The organism is Streptomyces sp. NPDC032198, assembly GCF_040636975.1.
Lineage (GTDB): Bacteria > Actinomycetota > Actinomycetes > Streptomycetales > Streptomycetaceae > Streptomyces.
In genome coordinates this window covers 874,734-899,916 of sequence record NZ_JBEZVL010000001.1, presented here as the reverse complement: position 1 = coordinate 899,916, position 25,183 = coordinate 874,734, and the positions used below count along the sequence as shown (strand labels likewise).

At 71.2% G+C, this 25,183-nt stretch carries 16 protein-coding genes; 9 read left to right on the top strand and 7 right to left on the bottom strand.

The window, feature by feature from the left end; genetic code table 11:
- Positions 1–29: 29 nt before the first annotated feature.
- Positions 30–1,358, bottom strand: a complete 1,329-nt coding sequence (locus AB0E78_RS04175; RefSeq protein ID WP_361827947.1) for a glutamine synthetase family protein — start codon at positions 1,356–1,358, stop codon at positions 30–32.
- A 575-nt stretch (positions 1,359–1,933) separates the two neighbouring features.
- Between AB0E78_RS04175 and AB0E78_RS04170 the strand changes: the two genes are divergently transcribed.
- On the top strand, positions 1,934–2,725 hold the full coding sequence (locus tag AB0E78_RS04170) for an acetoacetate decarboxylase family protein (RefSeq protein ID WP_361827945.1): 792 nt from the start codon (positions 1,934–1,936) through the stop codon (positions 2,723–2,725).
- A gap of 12 nt (positions 2,726–2,737) precedes the next feature.
- On the opposite strand, the gene AB0E78_RS04165 is transcribed toward AB0E78_RS04170, so the two are convergent.
- On the bottom strand, positions 2,738–4,252 hold the full coding sequence (locus AB0E78_RS04165) for an APC family permease (RefSeq protein ID WP_361827942.1): 1,515 nt from the start codon (positions 4,250–4,252) through the stop codon (positions 2,738–2,740).
- Positions 4,253–4,456: 204 nt separating this feature from the next.
- Here AB0E78_RS04165 and AB0E78_RS04160 point away from each other — a divergent pair, with 204 nt between their 5' ends.
- Positions 4,457–5,056: a MarR family winged helix-turn-helix transcriptional regulator gene (locus tag AB0E78_RS04160; RefSeq protein ID WP_361827939.1), complete on the top strand. Its 600-nt coding sequence runs from the start codon at positions 4,457–4,459 to the stop codon at positions 5,054–5,056.
- A 233-nt stretch (positions 5,057–5,289) separates the two neighbouring features.
- On the opposite strand, the gene AB0E78_RS04155 is transcribed toward AB0E78_RS04160, so the two are convergent.
- Positions 5,290–6,066 (bottom strand): gamma-glutamyl-gamma-aminobutyrate hydrolase family protein, encoded by a 777-nt coding sequence (locus AB0E78_RS04155; RefSeq protein ID WP_361828543.1) that lies wholly within the window; start codon positions 6,064–6,066, stop codon positions 5,290–5,292.
- Positions 6,067–6,232: 166 nt separating this feature from the next.
- Between AB0E78_RS04155 and AB0E78_RS04150 the strand changes: the two genes are divergently transcribed.
- Genes AB0E78_RS04150 through AB0E78_RS04130 form a run of 5 tightly spaced genes read left to right on the top strand, consistent with a single transcriptional unit; the run spans position 6,233 to position 11,092 of the window.
- Entirely contained in the window at positions 6,233–7,801 is a 1,569-nt protein-coding gene (locus AB0E78_RS04150) for an aldehyde dehydrogenase (protein WP_361827936.1), read from the top strand.
- Entirely contained in the window at positions 7,794–8,717 is a 924-nt protein-coding gene (locus AB0E78_RS04145; RefSeq protein WP_361827933.1) for a catechol 1,2-dioxygenase, read from the top strand. The genes AB0E78_RS04150 and AB0E78_RS04145 overlap by 8 nt, the downstream gene beginning before the upstream one ends.
- A gap of 32 nt (positions 8,718–8,749) precedes the next feature.
- Positions 8,750–9,613, top strand: a complete 864-nt coding sequence (locus AB0E78_RS04140) for a fumarylacetoacetate hydrolase family protein (protein WP_361827931.1) — start codon at positions 8,750–8,752, stop codon at positions 9,611–9,613.
- A gap of 48 nt (positions 9,614–9,661) precedes the next feature.
- Positions 9,662–9,853, top strand: coding sequence for a ferredoxin (locus AB0E78_RS04135; protein ID WP_361827928.1), 192 nt, complete (start codon positions 9,662–9,664; stop codon positions 9,851–9,853).
- 6 nt (positions 9,854–9,859) lie between these two features.
- Complete coding sequence (locus AB0E78_RS04130; RefSeq protein ID WP_361827925.1) at positions 9,860–11,092, top strand: FAD/NAD(P)-binding oxidoreductase; 1,233 nt, start codon at positions 9,860–9,862, stop codon at positions 11,090–11,092.
- A gap of 561 nt (positions 11,093–11,653) precedes the next feature.
- Here the strand turns inward: AB0E78_RS04130 and AB0E78_RS04125 are convergent.
- Together AB0E78_RS04125 and AB0E78_RS04120 are read right to left on the bottom strand one after the other, a co-directional pair.
- On the bottom strand, positions 11,654–13,615 hold the full coding sequence (locus tag AB0E78_RS04125) for a glycogen debranching N-terminal domain-containing protein (protein WP_361827922.1): 1,962 nt from the start codon (positions 13,613–13,615) through the stop codon (positions 11,654–11,656).
- Entirely contained in the window at positions 13,608–15,074 is a 1,467-nt protein-coding gene (locus tag AB0E78_RS04120) for a hypothetical protein (RefSeq protein ID WP_361828540.1), read from the bottom strand. The genes AB0E78_RS04125 and AB0E78_RS04120 overlap by 8 nt, the downstream gene beginning before the upstream one ends.
- Before the next feature lie 137 nt (positions 15,075–15,211).
- Here AB0E78_RS04120 and AB0E78_RS04115 point away from each other — a divergent pair, with 137 nt between their 5' ends.
- Together AB0E78_RS04115 and ppdK are read left to right on the top strand one after the other, a co-directional pair.
- On the top strand, positions 15,212–16,531 hold the full coding sequence (locus AB0E78_RS04115; RefSeq protein ID WP_361827919.1) for an ROK family protein: 1,320 nt from the start codon (positions 15,212–15,214) through the stop codon (positions 16,529–16,531).
- Between the two features lie 405 nt (positions 16,532–16,936).
- Entirely contained in the window at positions 16,937–19,684 is a 2,748-nt protein-coding gene (ppdK, locus tag AB0E78_RS04110) for a pyruvate, phosphate dikinase (protein WP_361827917.1), read from the top strand.
- Between the two features lie 170 nt (positions 19,685–19,854).
- Here ppdK and AB0E78_RS04105 read toward each other — a convergent pair whose 3' ends face one another.
- Together AB0E78_RS04105 and AB0E78_RS04100 are read right to left on the bottom strand one after the other, a co-directional pair.
- Complete coding sequence (locus AB0E78_RS04105; RefSeq protein ID WP_361827915.1) at positions 19,855–20,409, bottom strand: hypothetical protein; 555 nt, start codon at positions 20,407–20,409, stop codon at positions 19,855–19,857.
- A gap of 10 nt (positions 20,410–20,419) precedes the next feature.
- The gene (locus tag AB0E78_RS04100) at positions 20,420–24,880 is read right to left on the bottom strand and encodes an RHS repeat-associated core domain-containing protein (RefSeq protein ID WP_361827913.1); all 4,461 of its coding nucleotides are present in this window, start codon (positions 24,878–24,880) and stop codon (positions 20,420–20,422) included.
- Between the last annotated feature and the right edge of the window lie 303 nt (positions 24,881–25,183).

Sequence of the window (25,183 nt, the reverse complement as noted above, 5' to 3'; positions counted from 1 at the left end):
CGGGGCCATCCAGAACCTTCCTTCCGGGATCAGATGAGGAAGGCGTACTCCGTGAACTCCCATTCGGTGACGTGCTGTTGGAAGCGTTCGACCTCATTGCGCTTGTACGTGAGGAAGGCTTCGGTGAACTCCGCGCCCAGGAGCCCGGTCAGTGCCTCGTCGGCCTCCAGGGCGTCGAGCGCGGCGCCGAGCGTGCCGGGGAGGCGGGGCGCGGAGTCCTCCTGGTAGCCGTAGCCCTCCAGCGGGGCGGGTGGCTCCGCCTTGTCGCGGATGCCGAGGAGCAGGGCGGCGACGGTGCCCGCCATGGCGAGGTAGGGGTTGGTGGAGGCGTCGCCGAGCCGCAGCTCCAGCCTGGTCCCCGAACCCCTCTCCGGCGGTATCCGCAGCATGGCGCTGCGGTTGTCCAGGCCCCAGTCGATCAGCCAGGGGGCGAGGGTGTCGGGGCCGAAGCGTTTGTAGGAGTTGATGGTCGGGTTGAGCAGGGCGCTGAGGGCCGGCGCGTGGCGGAGGAGCCCGGCGATGGAGTGCCGGGCCGTGGTGGAGAGCCCGTCGGGGGCTTCCGCGTCCTCGAAGACATTGCGTCCTGCCGCATCGATCAGCGAGACGTGCAGGTGGAAGCCGGAGCCGCCGAGTCCGTTGAACGGCTTGGCCATGAAGGTCGCAAGCCGTCCCTCGCGGCGGGCCGTCTCCTTGACGGCGGCCTTGAAGCGGAAGGCGCGGTCGGCCGCGTCCAGGGCGTCGGAGTGCCCGAGGTTGATCTCGAACTGCCCGCCGTCGAATTCGTGGTTGCCCGCGATGACGCCGACGCCGAGGGCGTTGAGGGAGCGCAGGGTCCGCAGGAGGTGGCCGTCCGGGTCGCCGCGGCGGCCGGCGCTGTAGACGTTGCCGGTGGCGCCCCCGTACACGGCCCATCCGGAGGGGGCGGCGGGGTCGGCGTCGCACAGGAAGTACTCGAGCTCGGGCCCGACGACCGGGGTCACGGCGCCGCCGGCGTACTCCTCCGCACGCTCAAGTACCCGCCGCAGCAAAGCGCGTGGCGATTCCGGGGTGGGTTCACCGGTGGCGGGATCGAAGGTGTCCCCGAGGCACCAGGCGACGCCGGGTTCCCAGGGCAGCGCCTGGAGGGTACTCAGATCAGGCCGTACGGAGACGTCCGGCAGCCCGGCGTCGAGCCCGCCGGTGACGGGGACGACGTCGCCCCGGGGGGTGGTGTGGTAGACGGCGCGGCAGAAGGAGAGGCCGTGTCCGCAGGCCGTCGGCAGATGCCCTATGAGGATGTCCCGGCCGCGGTCCGCGCCGAGGAGGTCCGGGTAGATCACGCGGACCACGTCCGTGCCCTGTGCTTGCAGCGCTTCCATTGCTGCTGCTGTTGCGGCTGCGCTCGTTTCACTCACCCGGGGTCCAGCCTTTCTGCGAGGTGGATCGGGCCTATCGTTTGAGACCAAACGATAGAAACCCCCAGGGGTCTGCGCAAGCCCCTTCGGGGGGATTGGGGGGCAATTGGCCTCACGCTGGGGGGCGTTGCGCTCCTACAGGGTGCGGCCGGCTGCCGGCTCGATCACCCCGCAGCCTCCCCCTGGACGAACAAGCCTTTCCCGCCCACCCGCCCGATTGTGGGGGCAGAGGAGCCGACGGGGATGGGATGTACCTCCGACAGGGGTGCCCGGCCCCGTGAACTCGCAGTCGGCAGCGCTCGGGAGGGGACGGGGCGGTATGTCCGCCCGGAGCACGGCTCGCGGCGCTCCGGTGGCGAAGTGGCCCTGCGGTCACCGGACGATAGCGAGGACGGACATACCGGCGCGGCACCGCACCCAGAGACGGAGCGAACCCGCAGCACACACGCACCCGCACCCGCGGGCACTCGCACCCCATGGCGCTCAAACCGCCGGAGGCATATCGTACGGATCCAAACGACGAGCGAAGGAGTCTGGCAATGGCCCCAGTTCAGGGATTCTTTCCGCCCAAGACCGCCACGGGCCGCTCCTCGATCATCCCGTCACCGCCCTGGCACTACTCGGGCGACCTGCTCACCGTCGAGTACCGCACCGACCCCGCCCGCGTCCGCGAACTCCTCCCCGCGCCCCTCGACCTGGCAGCCGACGACCCCGGCGCCGTCGCCCTCATCTGGGCCGACTGGCAGTCCTGCGGGGACTCCAGGGAGGAACTGCTCGACCCGGTGCGGTCCCAGTACAAGGAGTGCTTCGCCGTCGTGCGCTGCGAGCATCGGGGCCGTACCTACTCGCGCTGCGTCTACATCTGGGTCGACAAGGACTTCGCCATCGCCCGCGGCAACCACCAGGGCTACCCGAAGAAGTTCGGTTCGATCCACCTGACCCGCCCGCACCCCTTCGGCCCCGCGCCCCGCATAGAGGCGGGCGCCACCTTCGGTGCGACGCTCGCCGCCGCCGACCGGCGCCTCGCCCAGGCCGTCGTGACCCTGCGCGAACCCTCCGAGTCGAACGGTTTCGTCAACGCCCACCCCATGGCCCACCACCGCCAACTCCCCGCCATAGAAGGGAAAGGGCTCGCGCTCGACGAGCTCATCGCATCCGGTGCGGCTTCCTTTGAGGGGGGCCGGGCCTGGTCGGGCGAGGCGGACCTCGACCTCTTCGACGCGCCCACCGAAGAGCTGGCCGCGCTGACGATCGAGGAGCCCATCGGCGCGTACTACCGCCAGGTCGGCGTCACGTGGAACGGCGGGACCCTCCTGGAGACGAGCCTGTGAACCGCAGGCCCACTACCCCGCCCCGGCCCTCGGCCCCGCCCCCGACCCCGTACCGATCCCCGCGTACGTCTCCGGTCGCGCCCTCCGCAGCCACAGCCCCCACACCACCCCCGCCGCACCAGCGGCGAGGATCAGGCAGGGCAATATCCACCGCAGTGGATTCCCGGACGAAACACCCAGCTGCACACTGAAGTTGGTCAGTGCCAGCCAGAAGAAGACGGCGAGCGCGAGGCCCGAGAGGAGCGGGGCGACGAGCCGGTTCCACAGGGGCTCGGTCAGTTCGCGGTGGCGGGCGAAGTAGGCGATGACCGAGGCCGATGTGGCGAGCAGGAGGAGGATCACGCCGAGGGCGCCGAGGTTGGTCAGCCAGGTGAAGACGTCCATCACCGGGTCACGCCCCGCCAGCGCGAAGACGCCGATGACGACGACACTGAGGGCGGTCTGGAGCAGGGAACCCCGGTGCGGCGACCTGTGCCGGGGGTGGAGCGCCCCGAGCCCGCGCGGCAGCACACCCTCCCGGCCGAGCGAACGGACGTACCGGGCAACGGCGTTGTGGAAGGAGAGCAGCGCGGCGAGCAGGCTGGTGATGAGGAAGAGCTGCGCGAAGTCGGAGAAGGCGGAGCCGAGCCCGCTGCCGCGGTCGCTGAGGAAGAACAGCATCTCCGGCCCCTGTTCGGCCGCGACCTTCGTGGCCTGCCCGGTACCGGCCCCGCTGATCATCGCCCACGCGGTGGCGGCGTAGAAGACACCGATGAGGCCGACGGCGATGTACGTGGCGCGCGCCACCGTGCGGCGCGGATCACGGCACTCCTCGCTGTACAGCGCCGCCGACTCGAAGCCCATGTACGCGGCGAACACGCAGCACAGCGCGACCCCGAGCGCGCCGTCCGTCGCGGCGGCCCACGTGAACGGGGTGGCGGAGACGCTCTGCGGGGCGTCGGCGAACATCCCGATGTCGAAGACCAGCACGGTGCCGAATTCGAGTACGAGCAGTACGGCGAGCACCTTCACGCCCAGGTCCACGCGCCGGTAGCCGAGCGCACCCACGACGACCGTGCAGACGAGGACGAGCGCCCACCACGGGATGTCCGCGCCGGTCTTGGATTCGATGAACTGCGAGGTCGTCGCCCCGAAGAGCCCCGCGATACCGATCTGCATCGCGTTGTACGCGAGCAGCGCCACGAAGGCCGCACCGACACCGGCGGTACGCCCGAGCCCCTGCGCGGTGTACGCGTAGAACGCCCCCGCGCCCGTGATGCGGCGGCTCATCGCCGCGTATCCCGCGCTGAAGAGCGCGAGGACGGCGCCGACGAGGAGGTAGAGCAGGGGTATGCCGAGGATCCCGGTGACGCCGAGGGACTGCGGTATGCCGCCCGCGGCCACGGTGAGCGGGGCCGATGCCGCCACGACGAAGAAGACGATGCCGGTGACGCCGATACGGCGCTCGGGCGCGAGGGCGGGCGCGGAGACGGGGGAAGGGGGCGGCGCGGGAGCGGGCATGGGCGTGCCGGGGTGATCGATGGTCATGCCGGGCCTCCGGGGAGGGGAGGGGAGAGGAGGGGGGCGGGAGGGAAGCGGAGGGTGCATCCACCGGATGCGCGTTATCGTTTGAGCCCGTACGAAATTCGAGTGGCGCTGATGGTACGGACGCGTATGCGCCCCGGCAAGAGGTCTTGGGAGACTGGAGGCGCGCAGGCGCCACCGGCACCACAGGGACGAGGAGATACGGACGTGACGGGCTACCGCTCCATCCGCGAGACCGAGAAGGCGGTCCGGGCCAAGCTCGGCGGCACCCCCGTCAAGTACGAGCAGATGGCCGCCGTCTCGAACATCTACCGCGCGGCTTCGGCCGTCCGGCAGCACTTCGAGAACTCCGTGCTGCGCGGGGCCGAGCTGACGTGGACGTCGTTCGTGGTCCTGTACGTGGTCTGGATCTGGGGGGAGATGGAGACGCGGTACGTCGCCGAGGAGGCGGGCATCTCCAAGGGCACGCTGACCGGGGTCGCCCGCACCCTCGCGGGGCGGGGTCTGCTGGAACGGCGCGGCCACCCCGGCGACGGGCGGCTCGCGCTGCTGCGGCTCACGGGGGAGGGGGAGCGGCTGATGGAGAAGGTGTTCCCTCTCTTCAACGCGGAGGAGGCGTTCGTCGCCGACGGGCTGACGGACGAGGAGTGCAGGACCCTGGCGGATCTGCTGCGGAAGATCGTGGTGCAGACGGAGGAGAAGGGGGAGGAGCGGAGGCTGGAGCTCCTCGACGGAGCGGAGCCGGCTCCTCGCCGGAGCGGCAGGCGAGCCAAGGGGCCACTGGGCGAGGGGCTTGAGCGGCGTTGACCACGGGCTCGGCCCGGCGTTGACCACTGGCTCCGCCTGGCTTTGCGCGCACGGCGGTTGACCACGGGCTTGGCCCGCCGTTGGCCACCGGCTCCGCCTGGCTTTGCGCGCCCGGCGGTTGACCACCGGTCCCGCCCTGCTCCGTGCGCCGGGAGGTCACCGGCTTCGCCGAGTTCGTCCTCAAACGCCGGACGGGCTGGGGTGGGTGGCCCCCGGCCCCGCCAAGTCCGCCCTCAAACCCCAGACCGGCCGCGTTCCTCCCGCCTCGCCGCACGCACCAGTGCCCCGAACAACCCCTGCTGTGCCCTGTCCGAGCCAGCGGTGTCCTCCGGATGCCACTGAACGGACGCGAACCACCCCACCCTGTCCGGGAGTTCCAGCGCCTCCACCGTCCCGTCCGCCGCCCAGCCCGTAGCGACGAGCCCGCGCCCCAGTGCCTCCACGCACTGGTGGTGGAAGCACGAAGCCTCCACCTTCTCGGCGCCCAGCGCCCGGGCCACCACCGAACCGGAAGTCACCCGCACCGGATGCACCACGTGCCGGTGCTGCGACTCCGGCCCACCCATGTCCTGCCGCAGCGAGCCGCCCAGCGCGACGTTCACCACCTGCAGCCCCCGGCAGACAGCCAGCAGAGGCAGGCCGCGGGCCAGCGCGCACTCCGCGAGTGCGAGGTCGAACCCGTCCTGGGCGTCGTCCACGTCGTACACGGCATCGTGCACCTCGCCCCCGCCGCCTACATCCTCGTACCGCCACGGCGCCACATCCCCGCCCCCTGGCAGCAGCAGCCCGTCGCACCGGGCCAGCCGCGCCGCCGCCTCGCCGGGCGGGCCGGGCAGCATCATGAACGGCTCACCGCCCGCGCGGAACACCGCCTCCGCCAACGCCCGCGCCGTCACCACGGCTTCGTACCGAAGTGCCGACGTCGACGCCGCGTACCGCTGCGGCAGGGCGATCAACGGGCGGCGGCCCCCTGAGCGGCCTCCCGGGTGGTTCCCCCCGCCGGGAGGCATCAAGGCTGGATCCACGTCGTCTTCAGCTCCGTGTACTTCTCCATCGGCATGTGGCATTCGTTTGAGGTCAAACAATAGCTGAACAGGGCTGCCCTATCGAGGGGTTGACCGGTCGCCCCGCCGCTCCTAATGTTGTTTGGGTTCAAACGAACTGGAGGATGACCTCATGGCTCCCCCCGCCCCCGCGGCACCGGAGAACTCCTCGCATCCGAACTCCCCGCACACGGCGACCGTCGCCGGTGTCCCCGTCGACACCCGGCACTGGATCGGCGGGCAGCGCGTCGCCTCCGCGTCCGGCGCCACCTTCACCGACCACTCGCCCCTCGACGGCGCCCCGCTCGCCGAGATCGCCCGCGGCGGAGCCGAAGAGGCGCGGGCGGCCGTGGCCGCGGCCCGCGAGGCCTTTCCCGGCTGGGCCGCCACCCCGCCCGCCGAACGCGCCCGGCTCCTGCACGCCGTCGCCGACGGGGTCGAGGCCCGCATCGAGGACCTCGCGATCGTCGAGACCACCGACAACGGCGCGCTCCTGCGCTCCCACCGCCGCGGTGTCATGCCCCGCGTCGCCCACAACCTCCGCTACTTCGCCGACCGCCTGCTCACCCTCGCCCACGACGACTTCGAGACCCGGGGGCACACGAACCACGTGAGCTGGGACCCGGCAGGACCGGCCGCCCTCATCACGCCGTGGAACGCCCCGCTGATGCTGGCCAGCTGGAAGATCGGGCCCGCGCTTGCCGCCGGGAGCACCGTCGTCCTCAAGCCCGCCGAGTGGACCCCGCTGACCGCGTCGCTCTTCGCGGACATCGCCCACGAGGCGGGCCTCCCTGCCGGGGTGTTCAACGTGGTGCAGGGGTACGGGGCGGAGGCCGGGGCGCCGCTCGTCGCCGATCCCGGCGTGCGCCGCATCAGCTTCACCGGGTCCGTGCCCACCGCGCGGCGGATCGCCGCGACCGCGGCCGAGCACCTCGTGCCGTGCAGCTTCGAACTGGGCGGCAAATCCCCGCTGCTCGTCTTCGCCGACGCCGACCCGGAGCTCGCCACCGACCTCGCCGTCGAGCAGTTCGACAACGCCGGGCAGGTCTGTCTGGCCGCCACCCGCATCCTGGTCGAGGAGTCCGCCCGGGACGCCTTCCTCGGGCACATTCTTGACCGGGTAACGAAGTTGACCCAGGGAGATCCGCGCGACGAGGCCACCGACGTCGGGCCCACCATCCATCCCCGGCACGTCGAGCGCGTAGACGGATTCGTCCGGCGCGCCCTGGACGCGGGCGCGAAGGCCGTCATCGGCGGCGGCCCCAACACCGCACTCGGCGGCAATTACTACCTCCCCACCCTCCTCACCGACGTCGACCAGGACTCGGAGATCGTGCAGGAAGAAGTCTTCGGGCCCGTCCTCACCCTCCAGACCTTCCCCGACGGCGACGAGGACGAGGCCGTGCGCCTCGCCAACGACACCCGCTTCGGCCTCGCCGCGACCCTCGCCACCGGCGACCGCGAGCGTGCCGACCGGGTCGCCGCACGGCTCGTCGCCGGCACGGTCTGGGTCAACTGCTTCTTCGTACGCGACCTCTCCGCGCCCTTCGGCGGCTCCCGCGAATCGGGGATCGGACGCGAGGGCGGCGACTGGTCCTTCGACTTCTACTGCGACCTGAAGAACACCGTGACCGCGCCAGTGGGGCCTCCCCTGCCCGAGCGGAGCCGAGAGCCTGGGGAAGGATGGGCCCGCCATGGGTGAGATCGTCGGGGCGGGACTCCTCGCCCACGTGCCCACCATCGTGCTCCCCGAAGAGGCCCGCAAAGAGCTCAACGAAGGCCGCGAGATCAGCCTCGTCCCCGGACTGCGGCGGCTGCGCGAAGAGGTCTTCGAGACCCTCGACCACGACACCGTCGTCGTCCTCGACTCACACTGGGCCACCACCGTCGAGTTCGTCGTCTCCGCGCACGCGCGCCGCGCCGGGCTCTTCACCTCCGAGGAGCTTCCGCGCGGGATGTGCCGGATGCCGTACGACTTTCCCGGCGACCCCGAACTGGCCGCCTCTACAGCGGGGTTCGCCGAGCGGCACGGGACGTGGATCACGCCGATCGACGACCCGTACCTGCCGGTCCACTACGCCACGATCAACCTCTGGAAGTACCTGGGCGAAGGCCTCCCCGACAAGAAGTGGCTCTCGATCGGCGTCTGCCAGACCGGCGACACCGAGGACCATCTGCGCCTCGGCCGCGCACTCGCCGACGGCATCGCGGCACTGCCCGACCGCAAGGTCCTCCTCATCGCGTCCGGCGCGCTCTCGCACACCTTCTGGCCGCTGCGGCAACTGCGCGCCCACGAGTCGAGCGAACCGTCCCACATCCGTACGCCCGAAGCGCGGGCCGCCGACGAGCAGTGCATCGCACGACTCGCACGCGGCGACCACGCCGAAGTGCTGCGCACGATGCCGGAGTTCCTGACCCACAAGCCCGAGGCGCGCTTCGGCCACTACCTGATGATGATCGGTGCTCTCGGAGAAGAGCGGTGCTCTGCGGCCGGTCGCGCCTTCAGCGACTACGAGAACTCGGTGGGGACCGGACAGATGCACCTGTGGTTCGACCGCCCCGCCGAAGGCTGGACCGGCGCCCCCGACCAGACCCGGAGTGAGGTCTCCCTCGCATGACTCCTACGACTCCTACGACTTCCACGACTCCCATGGCCCGAAAGGCGATCACCGTCGAGTATCGCCGCGTCCTCCTCGAAGGCGCCGCGGTCCAGGTCGTACGCGAAGGGGATGAGCTGGTCGCCGCCGACGGCCGTCGCGTGAAGGCCGCCGAGGCACACCACCTGCCGCCCGTGCGTCCCTCCAAGGTGATCGCCGTCCACCTCAACCACCGCAGCAGGGTGGCGGAGTTCGGCGTCGGGCTGCCGCCCGCACCCACCTACTTCCACAAGCCGGTCTCGGCGCTCAACGCGCACGGCGGCGCCGTCGTCCGGCCCGAGGGCTGCAAGTACCTCAACTACGAGGGCGAGATCGGCATCGTCATCGGCCGTACCTGCCGCAACATCGCCCCGGCCGACGCGGACGCGTACATCGCGGGCTACACCGTCGCCAATGACTACGGCCTGCACGACTTCCGCGACACCGACGCCGGTTCGATGCTCCGGGTCAAGGGCTCCGACACGCTCTGCCCGCTGGGCCCCGGACTCGTCACCGGGTGGGACTTCCACTCCAAGTACCTGCGGACGTACGTCAACGGCGAGCTCGTGCAGGACGGTTCGACGGACGAGATGGAGTGGGACATGCACTACCTCGTCTCCGACATCGCCCGCACGATCACCATGGAGCCGGGCGACGTGCTCCTGTCCGGCACCCCCGCCAACTCCCGCCCCGTCCGGCCGGGGGACGTCGTCGAGGTCGAGGCCGAGGGCCTCGGCCGCCTCACCAACCACATCGTCACCGGCCCGACGGCCGTCCGTTCCGACGTCGGCGCCCAGCCCACGGAGTCCGAGGAGGTCGTCTCGACGGCCTTCGGGGGCGACTGGGAGTTCCGTGGAATCCGCCCCCCACGCCGCTGAACGCATGCGGTCGCGCCGCCATCCCCCCTCACCGCACCGGGAGTTCACATGCTCAAGGTCACCGTCGACCTGGACGTCTGCCAGGACCACGGGCAGTGCGTCTTCGCGGCGCCGGACGTCTTCACGCTCGACGAGGACGGCCACCTCGCGTACGCCGAGTCGCCCGACGAAGCCCTGCGCGCCGACGTGGAGGACGCCGCCGACGTCTGTCCGCTGCAGGCCATCCGGGTCGAGGGCTGACCCGCCGTGGCCTCCCCGGCGGGAATCGCCGTCGTCGGCGCGTCGCTCGGCGGGCTGCGGGCGGCCGAGCAGCTGCGGGCGGCGGGGTGGGAAGGGGCGGTCACGGTGTACGGGGACGAGCCCCATCTCCCGTACAACCGCCCCCCGTTGTCCAAGGAGGTCCTCTTGGGCGAGGCGCCCGCCGCCACCACGGCGCTGCGCCACCGCCCCAGCGTCGCCGACGTCGAATGGCGGCTCGGCACGGCGGTCGCATCCGCCGACCTGGCCGCGCGCACACTCACGCTGGCCGATGGTTCGGTCCATGCGTACGAGGGTCTGGTGGCCGCGACGGGGGTGCGGCCACGCAGGCTTCCCCTGACCGGGGGTCCGCCACGGCATGTCGTACGGACGCTGGAGGACTCGGCGGCGCTGCGTTCCGAACTCGGCGAGGGGGTACGGGTGTTGGTGATCGGCTCGGGCTTCATCGGCTGCGAGGTGGCGGCCACGGCGCGCAGGGCGGGGTGCGAGGTGACGGTCGTCGCACCGGAGGCGGAGCCGATGATGCTGGCGGTGGGGGAGGGGCTCGGGCGGGTGTTGCGGCGACGGCATGAGGCGCGCGGGGTGCGGTTCCGGCTGGGGCGCCTCGCCTCTCAACTCACGGCTGAATCAGTTGTGTTGGACGACGGGAGCGAGTGCGGGGCCGATGTGGTGGTCGAGGCGGTCGGTTCGCTGCCGAACGTGGAGTGGCTGGGGGCGAGCGCGGGGGTCGACCTGACGGACGGCATCCTCTGCGACGCGCAGCTCCGGATCGGGGGGCTTGCGCACGCGGTCGCCGTGGGGGATGTGGCGCGCTTCCCGAACCCCCGGTACGGGGCGCTCGCGCGGCGGGTCGAGCACTGGTCGATGCCGACGGACTGCGCGAAGCACGCGGCGCGGGTGCTGGTGGCGGGGCTGACGGGGGACGGGACCGCGTCACCGCACGACGCGAGGCCGTTCGCGCCGCTGCCGTCGTTCTGGAGCGACCAGTTCGATGTGCGGGTGCAGTCGTTCGGGCTTCCGGGGGTGGGGGACGGAGTGCGGCTGCTGGGGGGTGATCCGGACTCCGAGGACGGGGACGTGGTGTACGGCTACTACCTGGGGGAGCGGATGATCGGGGTCGTCGCGCTGGGCGGGGCCAGGGCTGTGGGGATGGTGGGGCGTTATCGGGCGGAGCTGATGGCGTTGCCGGAGACGGAATCCTCCAGCACGTCCAGCGTGTGAGGACGAGCTCGACGGAGGCGGTGATCGACGGCACACAAGGCCCCGGAGCGACGGATCCGCAGAGCCCTGGAGCACGCAAGGCCGCGGGGGCGGGGGCGCGCAGAGCCTCGGGGCGCGCAAGGCCGCGGGGGTGCGTAAGGCCGCGGGGGTGCGGGCGCGCAGACCCTCGGGGCGCGTAAGGCTTCGGAGCGCTGGAGTCCAAGGCCTTGGAGCTCCGGCAGTCAGAGCCCCGCAGCAAGCCCCGGGAGCGTGGGCGCGCAGAGCCTTGGAGCGCGTGAGGTCCCGGGGCGCTGGCGCCCAAGGCCCCGGAGCCCCAACAGTCAGGGCCCCGGAGCACGTAAGGCCCGGGAGCGTGGGCGCGCAGAGCCCTGGAGCACGCAAAGCCCCGGAGCGCCGACGTCCAAGGCCCTGGAGCCCCGGTAGCCAGGGCCCCGCAGCACGCAAGGCCCCGGGAGCCCCGGGAGCCCCGGGAGCCCCGGCACCCAGAACCCCGGGAGCCTCGCCCCCCCCAGAACCCCGGGAGCCTCGCCCCCCCCAGAACCCGCGGAGCACCTCGCCCCCCTACCCCCCAACCGCACTCAGCAGCGCAAGCGGTGCCGCCGCTGAGCGGGATTCCCTTACGCAGGCGTGTGGGTAAGGGACCGGGCCCGGGTGGGCGTGCCTGGCGTAGCCCGCGAGTACCTCCGGCAGGCGGTCGCCGCGTCGGGTCGCCGCCGCCACCAGGCCCCGGGCCACCGCCCGTGCCTCGTCGTGCAGCCCGTAGCGTGCCAGGCCCAGGGTGATCAGGGCGTTGTCGTGCGGCCACACCGAACCCCGGTGGTAGGAGAGCGGGTGGTACGCCGGCTGGTCGGCGGCCAGGGTGCGTACTCCCCAGCCCGAGAAGAAGTCCGGTTCGAGGAGGCGGCGGCCCACGGCCTCCCCGTACTCCTTGTCCAGGAGGCCCGACCACAGCAGGTGCCCGGCGTCCGAGGCGAGCGCGTCAACCTGGTGCCCTTCGCCGTCCAGGGCGAGCGCGGGAAAGCCCTCCTCCGGCATCCAGAAGTCCCGCTGGAAGCGGTCCCGCAGGTCGGCCGCCGCCTGCGTCAGGAGGTCCGCGTACACCGTGTCGCCCCAGACCGTGCGCGCCAGCCACGCCGTACGGCCAAGGGCGTCGTACGCGTAGCCCTGCGCGCCCGCCGCCATCACGGGGCCCGTGGCGCGGCTGCCGTCGGCGGAGCAGATCGCGCCGGGGGAGTCCTTCCAGTTCTGGTTGGCGAGGCCGCCCTCGTCGGCGCGGTAGACGAGATAGCCGCGCGAGGTGAGGCCCCCGTGGTCGAGGATCCAGCCGACGGCGGCCCGCGCGTGCGGCTCCAGGCGGCGGGCAAGGGCGGTGTCACCCGTGCGTTCCGTGTACGCGCCGAGCAGGACGAGGAAGAGTGGGGTCGCGTCGACCGAGCCGTAGTAGCACCCGAACGGCACCTGCCCGAAGTGGGCCAGCTCCCCGTGCCGTACCTCGTGCACGATCTTGCCGGGCTGGGCGACGGGACTCTCGGTGGCCTCCGTCGCCTGGGCTGCGGCGAGCGCGGGGAGCGTCGCCGCGGCCAGGCGCGGCAGATAGGGGAGGGCGAAGAGCGAGGCCAGGAGGGCGTCGCGCCCCAGGAGCGTCACGAACCAGGGGACCCCGGCCGCCGGGACGCTCAGCGGCTCGCCGTCCGGGCCCGACGCGGGCACCTGGAGTACGGCGAGGTCCGCGAGGCCCCGTCGGCACGCCGCCGCGAGCTCCGGCCAGCCGTCGGGGATCTCGACATCTGCAGCGAACTCCCTCTCCAGGGTGGTGAGTTGGGTGGAGGCTTCCGTGGGGTCCCTCGGCATCCTCGGCTCGGGCGCCCCGTGCGGATGCGCCGCGACGCGCAGCGCCACCTCCGCCGTGCCGTGCGCGTCGAGGCCGAGGGTCCAGACGAGCCGCCGCGCACCGGTGCCGGTCTCCTCGACCGCGTCCGGCGCGGGGTCCGCGGTGACCTTCGTGCGGGAGCACCACTCGCGGCGCCGGTAGGCGAACTCGATGCCCCGGACCTCCTCGTCGTCGCCGGTGATGACCTTGCGCGACCTGACGGCGCCGGTCTTCGCGTACGTACGGTGGTCGGAGCGCAGCTCGAACTGGTCGGTGAAGTCGGCGTCCACGGTCAGCGCGAGCCGCACGGTCGTCGGCACCGCCCGATTGCTGGTGAGGCGCAGCGACTCAACGAACGCACCCTCCGCCACGGCCTGTTCGCGGAAGAGCGTGCAGGACGCGGGCTCCTGCCTGCCGCCGCGCGGGACGAGGACGCAGCGCGCGATGCCCGCGTCCGCGTCGGTGTCCGACACCGGGGCGAGGATCTCGGGGACGGCCCCGTCGACCGTCAGCTGCCAGCGGCTCAGATGCCGGGCGTCGCGCACGAAGAGCCCGTCCGGGGCCGTGCCGCCGGGCACCCCGCTGATGTCGCCGCCCGCGCCGAGCGCCGCGAACGTACCGCCCCGCACCAGTGGTTGACGCCGATCAGTCATCCCTGAACCTCTTCCTCGTCACCGCGACGGAGGGCGCCTCGGCGGGCCTCCCGTGCGGCTCCTCGTCACGCCCGGCGGGATCGTCGAGCAGCAGATCCAGGGCGAGCGCGGCGCTCCAGCCGAAGCCGCGCGCACCGCAGCCCCGCCCTGTGTACGGGTCCACGTACTCCGCGAACCCGGACTCCCCGGCCACTTCGAGCAGCGCGCGCCGCAGACCGGCGGCCCGCGTGGGCTCGCCGTGCAGGCGAAGTCCCCGCTCGAGAAGCCAGTTGGTGTTGAACCATGCGGGCCCGCGCCAGTACCGCCGCGGGTCGAAGGCGCTTCCCGTGAGGTCGTAGCTCGGCACGAGCCGCGCGGGCCCGCCGAGCCCGAAGTGCGGTCCGCACGCGGTCCGTACGAGCGCGGCGGCGACGGGGGCGGGCAGCGCGGGCAGGATCAGCGGGACGAGCCCGCCGACCCCGCGCTCCGGCACCAGCTCCCCGGAGGGCAGCTCGCGGTGGTCTCCGGAGCGCAGGTCGCGGCAGAGGAAGAGGCCGTCCGCCGGGTCCCAGAGGCGCTCGACGAGGGTGCCCGTGAGGGCGCGTGCCCGCGTCTCCCGTACGACGGATGCGCCCCGCAGGCCCAACTCGGCCTCGATACGGGCCAGTGCGTGCTCGGAGGCGATCAGGAGCGCGTTGAACGAGGGATCCTCGACGGCGAACTCGCCCACCCCGCCCGCGTGCTCATCACCCCCGCCGTCCGCGTACCCGCGATCGCGGTAGTCGGCCGCCAGCCGCACGTACCTGCCGTAGTCGAGGTCGGTCGGCCGGTCCTCCGCGGCGCTGTGGTCCAGGTCGGCGCGCCGGTACGCGGACGGGTCGGCCGGGGGCACCCGGCGCAACGGGGCGTCCCAGCAGGGGCTGTTGTCCATGCCCTGCTCCCAGGGATGGACCACGGAGGCGAGCCCCGCTCCGCCCGCGTCCCTGCGGCAGCGCAGGTAGCGGTGCCAGGCGGCGAGCCGGGGGTGGGCGCGGGCCAGGAACGAACGGGCGCGGGAGAGCCCCGGGTCGGCGCGGTGCACCAGCCAGACGGCGAGCGCGTGCACCGGCGGCTGGACGATGCCGGAGGTGTGGATGGCACCGGGTGCCCCGGCAGTGCGCCCGGCCGTGGTGGAGCGCCAGAAGTCGGGGCTGGGGAAGTAGGCGTCCAGGGGGACGGCGGGATTGAACACGATGTGCGGGACGCGGCCGTCGCCCCACTGGGCGGAGAGCAGCGTCTCCAGCTCCAACTGCGCACGCAAGGGGGACAGATGACGCAGGCCGATCGCGATGAACGCGGAGTCCCAGGACCACTGGTGGGGATAGAGCTGCCGGGAAGGGACCGTCGACGTGCCCGTCCAGTTGGCCCACAGCACCTCGGCGGCGCGCTCGCGCAGGGACGTCGTGGCTCGGCGGGTGGTGAGCTGGGCTGTGCGGCCCACGTTCGTGCGGTCCACGCGGTTCTCCCCGAGGGCCTCGACGCCCTGTCAGTTTCGTGTTGGCCACCTTAGAGTTACGTCTACTCAACACGCAAAACCCAATATGTAACGCGGAGTTGACGAGCACAAGGGGAGAGCGGATGCGGGACCGAGCGGAGCACGAGGGGCAGGCGGCGGGTGGACGCGCGGCCGGCCAGCATGCGGGGGCCGGGGACCTGCTCCACCTGGTGCGCAGCGGACGGGCCACCACGCGCGGCGCCCTGCAGCAGGCCACCGGCCTCTCCCGGGCCACGGTCGGCCAGCGTCTCGACCGGCTCTTCCGCGCGGGCTGGCTGCGGGAGGGCGCGGGCGGCCCCGCGGACAAGGCGGGCTCGTCGCTCGGCGGGCGCCCGGCCGTCCGCCTGGAGTTCGACGACGCCCACGCGGTCGTTCTCGCCGCCGACCTGGAGACCCGGCACGCCCGCACCGCCCTGCTCGGCCTCACCGGCGAGATCGTCGCCGAGCACGCGGGCCCCCTGGCGATCGACGACGGCCCGGACGCGGTCCTGGGCGAGCTGGGCATCCGCTTCGCCGAGCTGCTGCGCAAAGCCGACGGCTCCCCGGCCTCGGTCTGCGGCATCGGACTCGCGGTGCCGGGGCCCGTGGACAGCGAGACGGGCCGCGTCGTCCAGCCGCCGATCATGCCGGGCTGGGACGGCTACGACATACGAGGCCGCCTGCGCCGCGCCTTCACCGAGCAGACTGGCGGCCCCGCCGACCTCCCGGTCCTCGTCGACAACGACGCGAACCTCATGGCGTACGGCGAACAGCGCGCCTCGTACCCGGAGTGCTCGGCCTTCGCCCTGGTCAAGGTCTCCACCGGCATCGGCGCGGGCGTCGTGGTGGACGGCGCGGTCTACCGGGGCATCGACGGGGGAGCCGGGGACATCGGGCACATCAGGGTGCCGGGGGGCCAAGGGGGCTCGACGGGCACGGCAGGCACGGCGGGCTCAGGAGGCGCGGACGGCCCCGGAAGCGCGGCCGCCCTGTGCAAGTGCGGTTCGTACGGCTGTCTGGCGGCGGTGGCCAGCGGCCGTGCGGTGGCCCGGCGGCTGAGGGAGGCGGGTGTCCCCGCGGCTTCGGGGGCGGACGTGCGGCAGCTCCTGGAGGCGGGGAATCCGGTAGCGGTCGGCTTCGCGCGCGAGGCGGGGCGGCAGGTCGGCGAGGTGCTCGCCACCGTCGTCACGCTCCTGAACCCCGGAGTTCTCATGATCGCCGGAGATCTGGCCGGAACACCGTTCCTGACCGGGGTGCGCGAACTGCTCTATCAGCGCGCCCTGCCCCGCTCCACCGCTCATCTGGAGGTCGTCACCTCGCGCCTCGGCGATCGCGCCGCCCTCATCGGGGCGGGAACGCTGGTGGTGGAGCACCTGTATGCCCCGCGCATGGCGGAGCGGCGGCTGGCCGCGCTCGGCGTATGAGGGGCGCGCGACCGTCTCGTCCGGCGTCCGGATGCTGACATCCGGACGCTTCAAACGGCGTGATTCTCGCCACCCCTGATAGGCCTTGCGCTCAGATGAGCAGTTTAGGGCCGACTGCACTTCTGGAAGGGGTGGCACTCAGTGCCACCGCTCGATCATTCATGAGGTGAACTCACATCTGAGTATGAGCCGCTCATTCGAGCGAATCACCGGGTCTACGAGGGTTGAGCCTTCAAGACTTGAACACATGATCGCTGATCGAGCTACCGCTGAGTCACTTTCGATCTACTGGCGGACGGGTGGTTACGGCCGCATGACGCACAAGTGGACGTACCCATGCGCCTTCGATCTGGGTATGTTCCTCGCCGTCAGGGCAGCCACCGAGTCCTCGAGGAGTCGAGACCCGTGTCGGAAAACAAAGATCCCCACGTAGCGCAGAACGATGCGAGCGATGCGGTCGTGAAGTTCGTCTATGACTTCACCGAGGGCAACAGGAACCTCAAGGACCTTCTCGGCGGGAAGGGCGCGAACCTCGCCGAGATGACCAACCTCGGGCTGCCCGTCCCTCCGGGCTTCACGATCACCACAGAGGCCTGCAAGACCTACCTCGCCAGCGGCGAGGAGCCGGTCGAGTTGCGCGACGAGGTGAGTGCCCACCTCGACGCCCTCGAGAAGAAGATGGGCAAGAAGCTGGGGCAGGCCAATGACCCGCTGCTCGTCTCGGTCCGCTCGGGCGCCAAGTTCTCGATGCCCGGGATGATGGACACCGTCCTGAACATCGGGCTCTCCGACAAGTCGGTGACGGGACTCGCCAAGCAGTCCGGCGACGACCGCTTCGCGTGGGACTCCTACCGCCGCCTCATCCAGATGTTCGGCAAGACCGTCATGGACGTCGACGGCGAGCTCTTCGAGGACGCCCTGGAGGCCGCCAAGGCCGCCAAGAAGGTCACGGTCGACACCGACCTGGAGGCCGCCGACCTCAAGAAGCTCGTCACGAAGTTCAAGAAGATCGTCAAGAGCGAGGCCGGCCGCGACTTCCCGCAGGACCCGCGCGAGCAGATGGACCTCGCGATCCGCTCGGTCTTCGAGTCGTGGAACACCGACCGCGCCAAGCTCTACCGCCGCCAGGAGCGCATCCCCGGCGACCTCGGCACCGCGGTCAACATCTGCTCCATGGTCTTCGGCAACCTCGGCCCGGACTCCGGCACGGGCGTCGCGTTCACCCGCGACCCGGCCAGCGGCCACCAGGGCGTGTACGGCGACTACCTGCAGAACGCGCAGGGCGAGGACGTGGTGGCGGGCATCCGCAACACCGTCCCGCTCGCGGATCTTGAGCAGATCGACAAGAAGTCGTACGACCAGCTCATGCAGATCATGGAGACCCTTGAGACGCACTACAAGGACCTCTGTGACATCGAGTTCACCATCGAGCGCGGCCAGCTGTGGATGCTGCAGACCCGCGTCGGCAAGCGCACCGCCGGTGCCGCCTTCCGTATCGCGACGCAGCTCGTCGACCAGGGCCTGATCGACGAGGCCGAGGCGCTGCAGCGCGTCAACGGCGCGCAGCTCGCCCAGCTGATGTTCCCGCGCTTCGACGACACCGCGAAGGTCGAGCAGCTCGGCCGGGGCATCGCCGCGTCACCCGGTGCCGCGGTCGGCAAGGCGGTCTTCGACTCGTACACGGCCATCAAGTGGTCGCGTTCGGGCGAGAAGGTCATCCTCATCCGCCGTGAGACCAACCCCGACGACCTCGACGGGATGATCGCGGCCGAGGGCATCCTCACCTCGCGCGGCGGCAAGACCTCGCACGCGGCCGTCGTCGCCCGCGGCATGGGCAAGACCTGTGTCTGCGGCGCCGAGGAGATCGAGGTCGACACCAAGCGGCGCCGTCTGACGGCCCCCGGCGGTGTGGTCGTCGAGGAGGGCGACGTCGTCTCCATCGACGGCTCGACCGGCAAGGTCTACGCCGGAGAGGTCCCCGTCGTGCCGTCCCCCGTCGTCGAGTACTTCGAGGGCCGGATGCACGCGGGCGCCGACGACGCCGACGAGCTGGTCGGCGCCGTGCACCGGATCATGGCGTACGCGGACCGAGTGCGCCGCCTGCGGGTCCGCGCCAACGCCGACAACGCCGAGGACGCCCTGCGCGCCCGCCGCTTCGGCGCCCAGGGCATCGGCCTGTGCCGCACCGAGCACATGTTCCTCGGTGAGCGCCGCGAGATGGTCGAGCGGCTGATCCTCGCCGACGCGGACGAGGCCCGCGAGGAGGCCCTCAAGGAGCTCCTGCCGCTCCAGAAGCGCGACTTCGTGGAGCTCTTCGAGGCGATGGACGGCCTGCCGGTCACCGTCCGCCTCCTGGACCCGCCGCTGCACGAGTTCCTGCCCGACATCACCGAGCTCTCCGTCCGGGTGGCCCTCGCCGAGTCCCGCAAGGACTCCAACGAGAACGACCTGCGCCTGCTCCAGGCCGTGCACCGCCTGCACGAGCAGAACCCGATGCTGGGCCTGCGCGGCGTACGCCTCGGACTGGTCATCCCCGGCCTGTTCACCATGCAGGTACGGGCGATCGCCGAGGCCGCGGCCGAGCGCAAGAACGCCAAGGGCGACCCGCGCGCGGAGATCATGATTCCGCTCGTCGGCACGGTCCAGGAGCTGGAGATCGTCCGCGAGGAGGCCGAGCAGGTCATCGCCGAGGTCGAGGCGACGACGGGCGTGGCGCTGAAGCTGGCGCTCGGCACCATGATCGAGCTGCCGCGTGCGGCGCTCACGGCGGACCAGATCGCGGAGGCGGCCGAGTTCTTCTCCTTCGGCACGAACGACCTCACACAGACCGTCTGGGGCTTCTCGCGGGACGACGTGGAGGCGAGCTTCTTCACGGCGTACCTGGAGAAGGGCATCTTCGGGGTCTCGCCCTTCGAGACCATCGACAAGGACGGCGTGGGCAAGCTGGTGAAGGACGCGGTCAAGGCCGGCCGCGCCACCCGCCCCGACCTGAAGCTCGGCGTCTGCGGCGAGCACGGCGGCGACCCGGAGTCCGTGCACTTCTTCCACGAGGTGGGCCTGGACTACGTCTCCTGCTCCCCGTTCCGCATCCCGGTGGCCCGCCTGGAGGCGGGGCGCGCGGCGTCGGAGTCGGCGGGCAGCGACCACCGGTAGGTCTCTCCCGGCCACCGGTCGAACTCCGGGGCCGACGCCGTGTCCCCGACCCTCACCGATGCGGCATCGGCTCCGGTTCACCAAGAAGGGGCAGCTCCCTGTGCGGGGGAGCTGCCCCTTCGGGCGTTCTCCGAGGGGGCAGCCCAAGGCCCCTACCGGCCCCCACCGGCTCATTCCGTTCTCAGCTCGCGGCTTCCGGCCCGGTTCTTCGCGATGTTGCGTGTCTTCTTGGTGCGGGCCGAATCGGCGACCACGGCGAGTACCGCCGGCGACGTCGACCACTCGGCGAGGTGGCGCTGCATCCAGTCCGTGACCTCCGCCAACTCGGCCGGTGTCGGCACGTGACCGTCCTTGACGGACAGGTAGAACAGCCAGTCGTGGATACGGCGGCGGATGAACTCGCGGTGTCCCTCAACAGGAAGCCGGTCGATCTCCGGCAGGAGTCCGTCCGACCACTGCCGGAACTCGTCAGGACCGGTCACCTCATACGCGATCTCGTCCACGAGGGCGACCACCGCCGTCCTGGCCCCATGGTCGTTGGGGTCGCGCAGGATCGTGGCCACGATCGCTCGGTCCCGGTCGCGGCTCGGCGAGGCGGCGATCGCCGAGACGACGCGCAGGTACGCGGACGTGCGGGCGTGCTCGTCCGCGACGGCCTCGTCGACGTCCACGTCGTCGATGCCGGCCTCCGCCAGCAACGCGGCCACATCGGAATGCAATGTCATCGCTTCATCCCTACTTGCAGGGTTTCTTGGCGGCATCGGCGGCCTCGCGCTGCTCCTTCGCAGCCCGCTCCTCCGCCTGACTCCGCTTGCCGAGCTTCCTGACGGCGGTCCTGATCTGCGGCTTGAAGTGCTCCACCGCCTGTCGCTGCTTGCTCGAAAGCTCCGGTTGATTGTGGAGGGGCTTGCCGTTCGGTCCGATTCTGACCTCGCGACCCCCGCCGCCGGTGACATGGGCGTGCGCCGGCTTGTCGACGTCGTACTCGTGCACGACGATCTTCACGCCGTTCTTGCTCACGTCGAGGAGGGAAAGGCCGAGCGGGTCGATCCACGTGAACGGGTTGGGCACGTAACTGTGCGGCGCGAAGCCACCGGCGAGACCGATCGGGTCCGAGGAGAGGTAGCGGGCGGTCTCGGGGTCGTAGTGCCGGAAGTAGTTGTAGTGCAGCCCCGTCTCGGGGTCGTAGTACTGGCCGGGGAAACGCAGGGGGGTGTAGGCGGTGGCGCCCCGGTTCCAGACCGTGGTGCCCCAGAGGGTGGTTCTGCTGCGCCAGGCGATGTCGCCCTGCTCGTCGAGGAGTTCGGTCGGGGTGCCGACGAGGTCGGTGACGATGGCGTAGAAGCGGGCGTCCACTTCTTCGTCGGTGAGGTGTTTGCGCTCTGTCTGGGCCAGGGGGAGCAGGCCGTCGTGGTCCCAGGTGAGGGTCACTGATTCCGGTGCGCCCGGGGTGTGGCTCGTCTGTTCGCAGAGGGTCATGTCGTCCCAGGTGAAGTGGACCTGTTCCGCCACCCCCTGTTCCGTCAGGCGCTCCTTGGACACGCGGCGGCCCAGGGGGTCGTAGACGTAGCGCCACCTCGTGCCGTCGGGGGTCACCACGGAGGTGAGGCGGTCCTCCGCGTCCCACGTGTAGTGCCAGGTGTCGGGCTTGCGGGACAGGCGGGTCTTCTGGCGCAGGGTGGTGCGGCCCGCCGTGTCGTGTTCGTAGCGGACGTTGCCTGCCGCGGTGATGCGGGTGCCGGTGTAGGTGCGGGGGCCCGTCGCCTCTTGGCCCGGCATGGGGGCCGGCCAGGAGGCGTCGGTCTGGTTGCCCGCGTCGTCGTAGGCGTAGGTCTCCGTCCAGCCTGCCGCGCGGACCGCTGTGACGCGGCCTGCCGCGTCCAGGTCGAAGCGCCGCGCGCCGTTGAGCTGGTCCTCCATGCCGGTCAGATGATCGTCGGCACGGTACGTGTACGCACGGCGCTGGATACGCGTGCGGGCCGGGCCCATCAGCTCCTGTTCCGCCAGGCGCCCCACGACGTCGTACGCGTTCGTCAGCGTCAGGGCCTCGCCGACCGTGCGGGTGAGTTCCCGTCCCGCCCCGTCGTGCGTGAACGCCAGCCTCTGCCCGGCCGTGGCCAGTTCGGTGACGTGGCCTGCCGCGTCGTACGTCCAGGTGCTCGTCGCGCCGGACGGCGTGGTGCGGCTGGTGCGGCGGCCCAGCACGTCGTAAGTGTGGGTCAGGGTACGCCCGTTGACCGTTTCGGAGAGCAGACGGCCTGCCCCGTCCCTCGCCAGGGTCAGTGTCACGTCGGGGCTCACCGCCTCGGTGAGGGCCCCTGTCGCGTCGTAGGTGTAGCGCGTGATCGCGGTGCCTGCCACGTTCTGCGTGACCGTCCGGCCCAGCGCGTCCCGTTCGAAGGTGATCACGTCGCCCATGGCCGTCGTACGGGCAGCCAACTGCCCCGCCGCGTCCAGGGTGTACGTCAGTGTGTGGTCGTCGAAGTCCGTCTCCGCCACCAGGCGGCCCGCCGGGTCGTACTCGTAACTCCAGGTCAGGCCCTGCGGGTTGGTGACCTTGCGGAGCTTGAGCTCGGTGTCGTGGTCGAACTCGTAGCGGGCGCCGTCGGGGTCGGTGCGGGCCGCGATCAGGTCGAAGTGCGTGTACTTGTGTGTCGTGGTCGCGCCCATCGCGTCCGTGTGCGAGACGCAGTTGCCCTCGATGTCGTACGTCCACGACTCCGACGAACCGTCCGCCTCCATGCGCCGCGCAAGCTTGCCCTCCGCCGTCCACTCGAGGCGCGTGGTCGCGCCCGTCGGGTCCGTGATGGCGCGCGGGCGACCGAAAGCGTCGAGGCCGTAGCGGGTCACGGCGCCCAGCGGATCCGTGACGTCCAGTGGCAGGCCCGCCGCGTTGCAGCGCAGCCCGGTGGTGTGTCCGAGGGGGTCCGTGATGGTGGCCACGGCTCCGGTGGCGTCGTGGGTGAAGTGGTGCGTCGTGCCGTCGGGGGCGGTCACGCTGGTGCGGTTGCCGCGCTCGTCCCATGTCTGACGCTGGACGGCGCCGTCCGGGCCGACGAGCTCGACCAGCAGGTTGAGGTCGTTGTACGCCGCGTTGGCGCTGGTGCCGTCCGGGCCGCGTGTGGCGGTCAGATTGCCGTGCTCGTCCCAGGTGTTCTCGGTGCGGTGCCCCAGCGCGTCGGTGCGGACGAGCAGGTTGTTCCACCTGTCCCACTCGGTGTGGACGGCGCCGCCCAGCGGGTCCGTCTCGGACAGGAGCTGGTCGAGGTCGTTGTAGCGGTAGACGGTGGTCTGGCCGAGGGCGTCGGTATAGCGGGTTTCCTGCTCGTCGGGGCGGTACTCGATGGTGCAGGACAGGTGCCCGGCGGTGCTCTCGCCACGGACGCAGCGGTCTTCGGCGTCGTAGGTGAAGCGGTACCAGGTGCGGTTGCTGTCGGTCCAGGACGTGATGCGGGCGCGGTCGTCGTAGTCCAGGTGCAGCTTCGGCCCGGCTGAGTTGTGGACTTCGGTGAGATTGCCGAGGTTGTCGTAGGTGTAGGCGGCTACGAGGGTGGCGGCGGGGGCGTCCTTGGCGGTGGTGACGGTGGTGGTGCCGGGTTCGGCGCCGGTGCCGGTTTCGGTGGCGGGGGTGAGCAGGCGCAGGGCGGTGATGCGGCGGTCGTCGGTGTCCACCTTCAGGTGGTAGCCGCCGGTGTGGCGTATCGCCGTGGGGGCGCCGGTGGGGTCGATGTCTATGTCGATGCGGTTGCCGTTGCGGTCCGTGATGGCTCGCAGGGGCAGGGTCTCGGGTCCCTCTCCGGCGGGGGCAGCAACAGGGGCGGGGAGGAAGTGGCGGGTGTGGCCGGTGTGCGGGTCGGTGATGCGCAGGGGGGTCCCGGGGGCGCCGTCCCAGTCCAGCGGCCAGCGCGGGCCTGCCACCGGCAGCACCGAGGCGCCGGGGGTGGGCGCCGGATAGAGCAGGATCATGCCGTCCTCGGTGGCGAACGCGGCGCCCTCGTGGTCGAGTTCGAGGCGCTCGTCGAGCGTGGAGGCCCAGGACGGACCGAACCAGCGGCCCGACTCGTACGTGGAAAGGTGCGTGCGCCGCAGGATCAGCGGGAGCAGACCCGGCAGTTCGACGTCGGTCTTCTCCATGATCATCTCGCCGGAGACCATGTCGATGGGGTCGCCGTTCTTGCAGCGGCTCTTGGCGGGCTTGCTGGTGGCCAGGTCGTCCCCGCCGCGCCGCAGACCGTTCTTGAGGCCCTTGCCAAGCCCCTTCATCCCGGCCTTGAGGCCCTTCATACCCTTGGCGAGCTTGCCCAGGCTGGTGAGGCCCTTCATGCCGGGGATGCAGTCGAGGGCGGCGAAGGCGACGTCGAGTAGGCCTGCTTCCCCCTTCGCGTATTTATTGAGGGTGTCGGCGAGGACGACGAGGGCGGCGATGAGGACGATCGCGCCGAGGATCGGGCCACCGATGATCATGGCGATGACGCCGAGGACGGCGACGACGACCTTGCAGACGGCGACGATGGTGTCCCAGTTGTCGGTGACCCAGTCCCCGACCTCCTCCCACCACTTGCGATTCTGGATACCGGCGTCGGAGGCGTCCTCGAGCTTCTTCTTCGCCGTTCCGGCCGCGTCCTGACGCATCTTGCGGGCGTCCTCGGCCATCTTCTTGGCGGCGTCGAGGGAGCTCTGGGCGGCGTTGACGTCGGACTTCGCCGCCGTCTGGGCCTTCTCGGCGGAGTTGGCGTTGCGGGTGGCGGCCTTGACCTTGTCGGGGTCGGGCTTGGGAACGTCCTTCTTGCCCTCGTCGTCCTTGTACTTGTCGGCTTCCTTGCCCGCCTTGTCCATCCAGGAGTCGGCGGAGGTCAGGCGGGACTGGGCGGCGGAGAGGCTCGTCTGCGCCTCACGGCCCTTCGCGAGAGCCTTGTCGGCCAGGGCCTGGGAGCGTTCGAGTTCGGGCCAGTAGGTGGACAGGGCGTCGCCGGCCATCTCGTAGCTCTTCTTGAGCTTCTTCAGCTTGCCCGGCGCGGACTCGAACTCCGAGGTGAAGGACTCGGCGGTCTTGCCCGCCCAGGTGAGGATGGCGTCCTCACCGGCCATGCCCTTGATGTCCCGCAGGACCTTCGAGACGTCGTCGGCGAAGTCGTGCAGGTTCTTCGCCAGGTTGCGAACTCGGTCCGGATCACCGGGGGTTGGGTCCTTGTCCAAGTCAAGGACATGCCAATCCGCCGGACGATTCCCCGCCATGTTGCAACCCCCGTCGCGCGTACATCACCATCAGCCTTGTGCGCAGATGAAAGTACAAGGCGCAGCTGTTCAGCGGAAACATACCTCGGGCAGCGATCGCGCCCGGCCCGTGGCAGCCGTTGCCGGCTGGCCCGCGAACGCGCCGGTTGTGGCGAATACTGACGACTTGGCCGACTGGGGGCACCAAACGGCCGACCCACCTCCGTCGTGCCGTCGTGCCGTCTAGCCGTCGTGCGAAGGGGGCTGAGATCCGCCCCCAGGGCT

Excerpts from the sequence above, each read along its gene's own strand:
- AB0E78_RS04175 (WP_361827947.1), bottom strand. The coding sequence starts at position 1,358 with ATGGAAGCGCTGCAAGCACAGGGCACGGACGTGGTCCGCGTGATCTAC.
- AB0E78_RS04170 (WP_361827945.1), top strand. The coding sequence starts at position 1,934 with ATGGCCCCAGTTCAGGGATTCTTTCCGCCCAAGACCGCCACGGGCCGC.
- AB0E78_RS04165 (WP_361827942.1), bottom strand. The coding sequence starts at position 4,252 with ATGACCATCGATCACCCCGGCACGCCCATGCCCGCTCCCGCGCCGCCC.
- AB0E78_RS04155 (WP_361828543.1), bottom strand. The coding sequence starts at position 6,066 with ATGCCTCCCGGCGGGGGGAACCACCCGGGAGGCCGCTCAGGGGGCCGC.
- AB0E78_RS04150 (WP_361827936.1), top strand. The coding sequence starts at position 6,233 with ATGGCTCCCCCCGCCCCCGCGGCACCGGAGAACTCCTCGCATCCGAAC.
- AB0E78_RS04145 (WP_361827933.1), top strand. The coding sequence starts at position 7,794 with ATGGGTGAGATCGTCGGGGCGGGACTCCTCGCCCACGTGCCCACCATC.
- AB0E78_RS04140 (WP_361827931.1), top strand. The coding sequence starts at position 8,750 with ATGGCCCGAAAGGCGATCACCGTCGAGTATCGCCGCGTCCTCCTCGAA.
- AB0E78_RS04135 (WP_361827928.1), top strand. The coding sequence starts at position 9,662 with ATGCTCAAGGTCACCGTCGACCTGGACGTCTGCCAGGACCACGGGCAG.
- AB0E78_RS04125 (WP_361827922.1), bottom strand. The coding sequence starts at position 13,615 with ATGACTGATCGGCGTCAACCACTGGTGCGGGGCGGTACGTTCGCGGCG.
- AB0E78_RS04115 (WP_361827919.1), top strand. The coding sequence starts at position 15,212 with ATGCGGGACCGAGCGGAGCACGAGGGGCAGGCGGCGGGTGGACGCGCG.
- AB0E78_RS04105 (WP_361827915.1), bottom strand. The coding sequence starts at position 20,409 with ATGACATTGCATTCCGATGTGGCCGCGTTGCTGGCGGAGGCCGGCATC.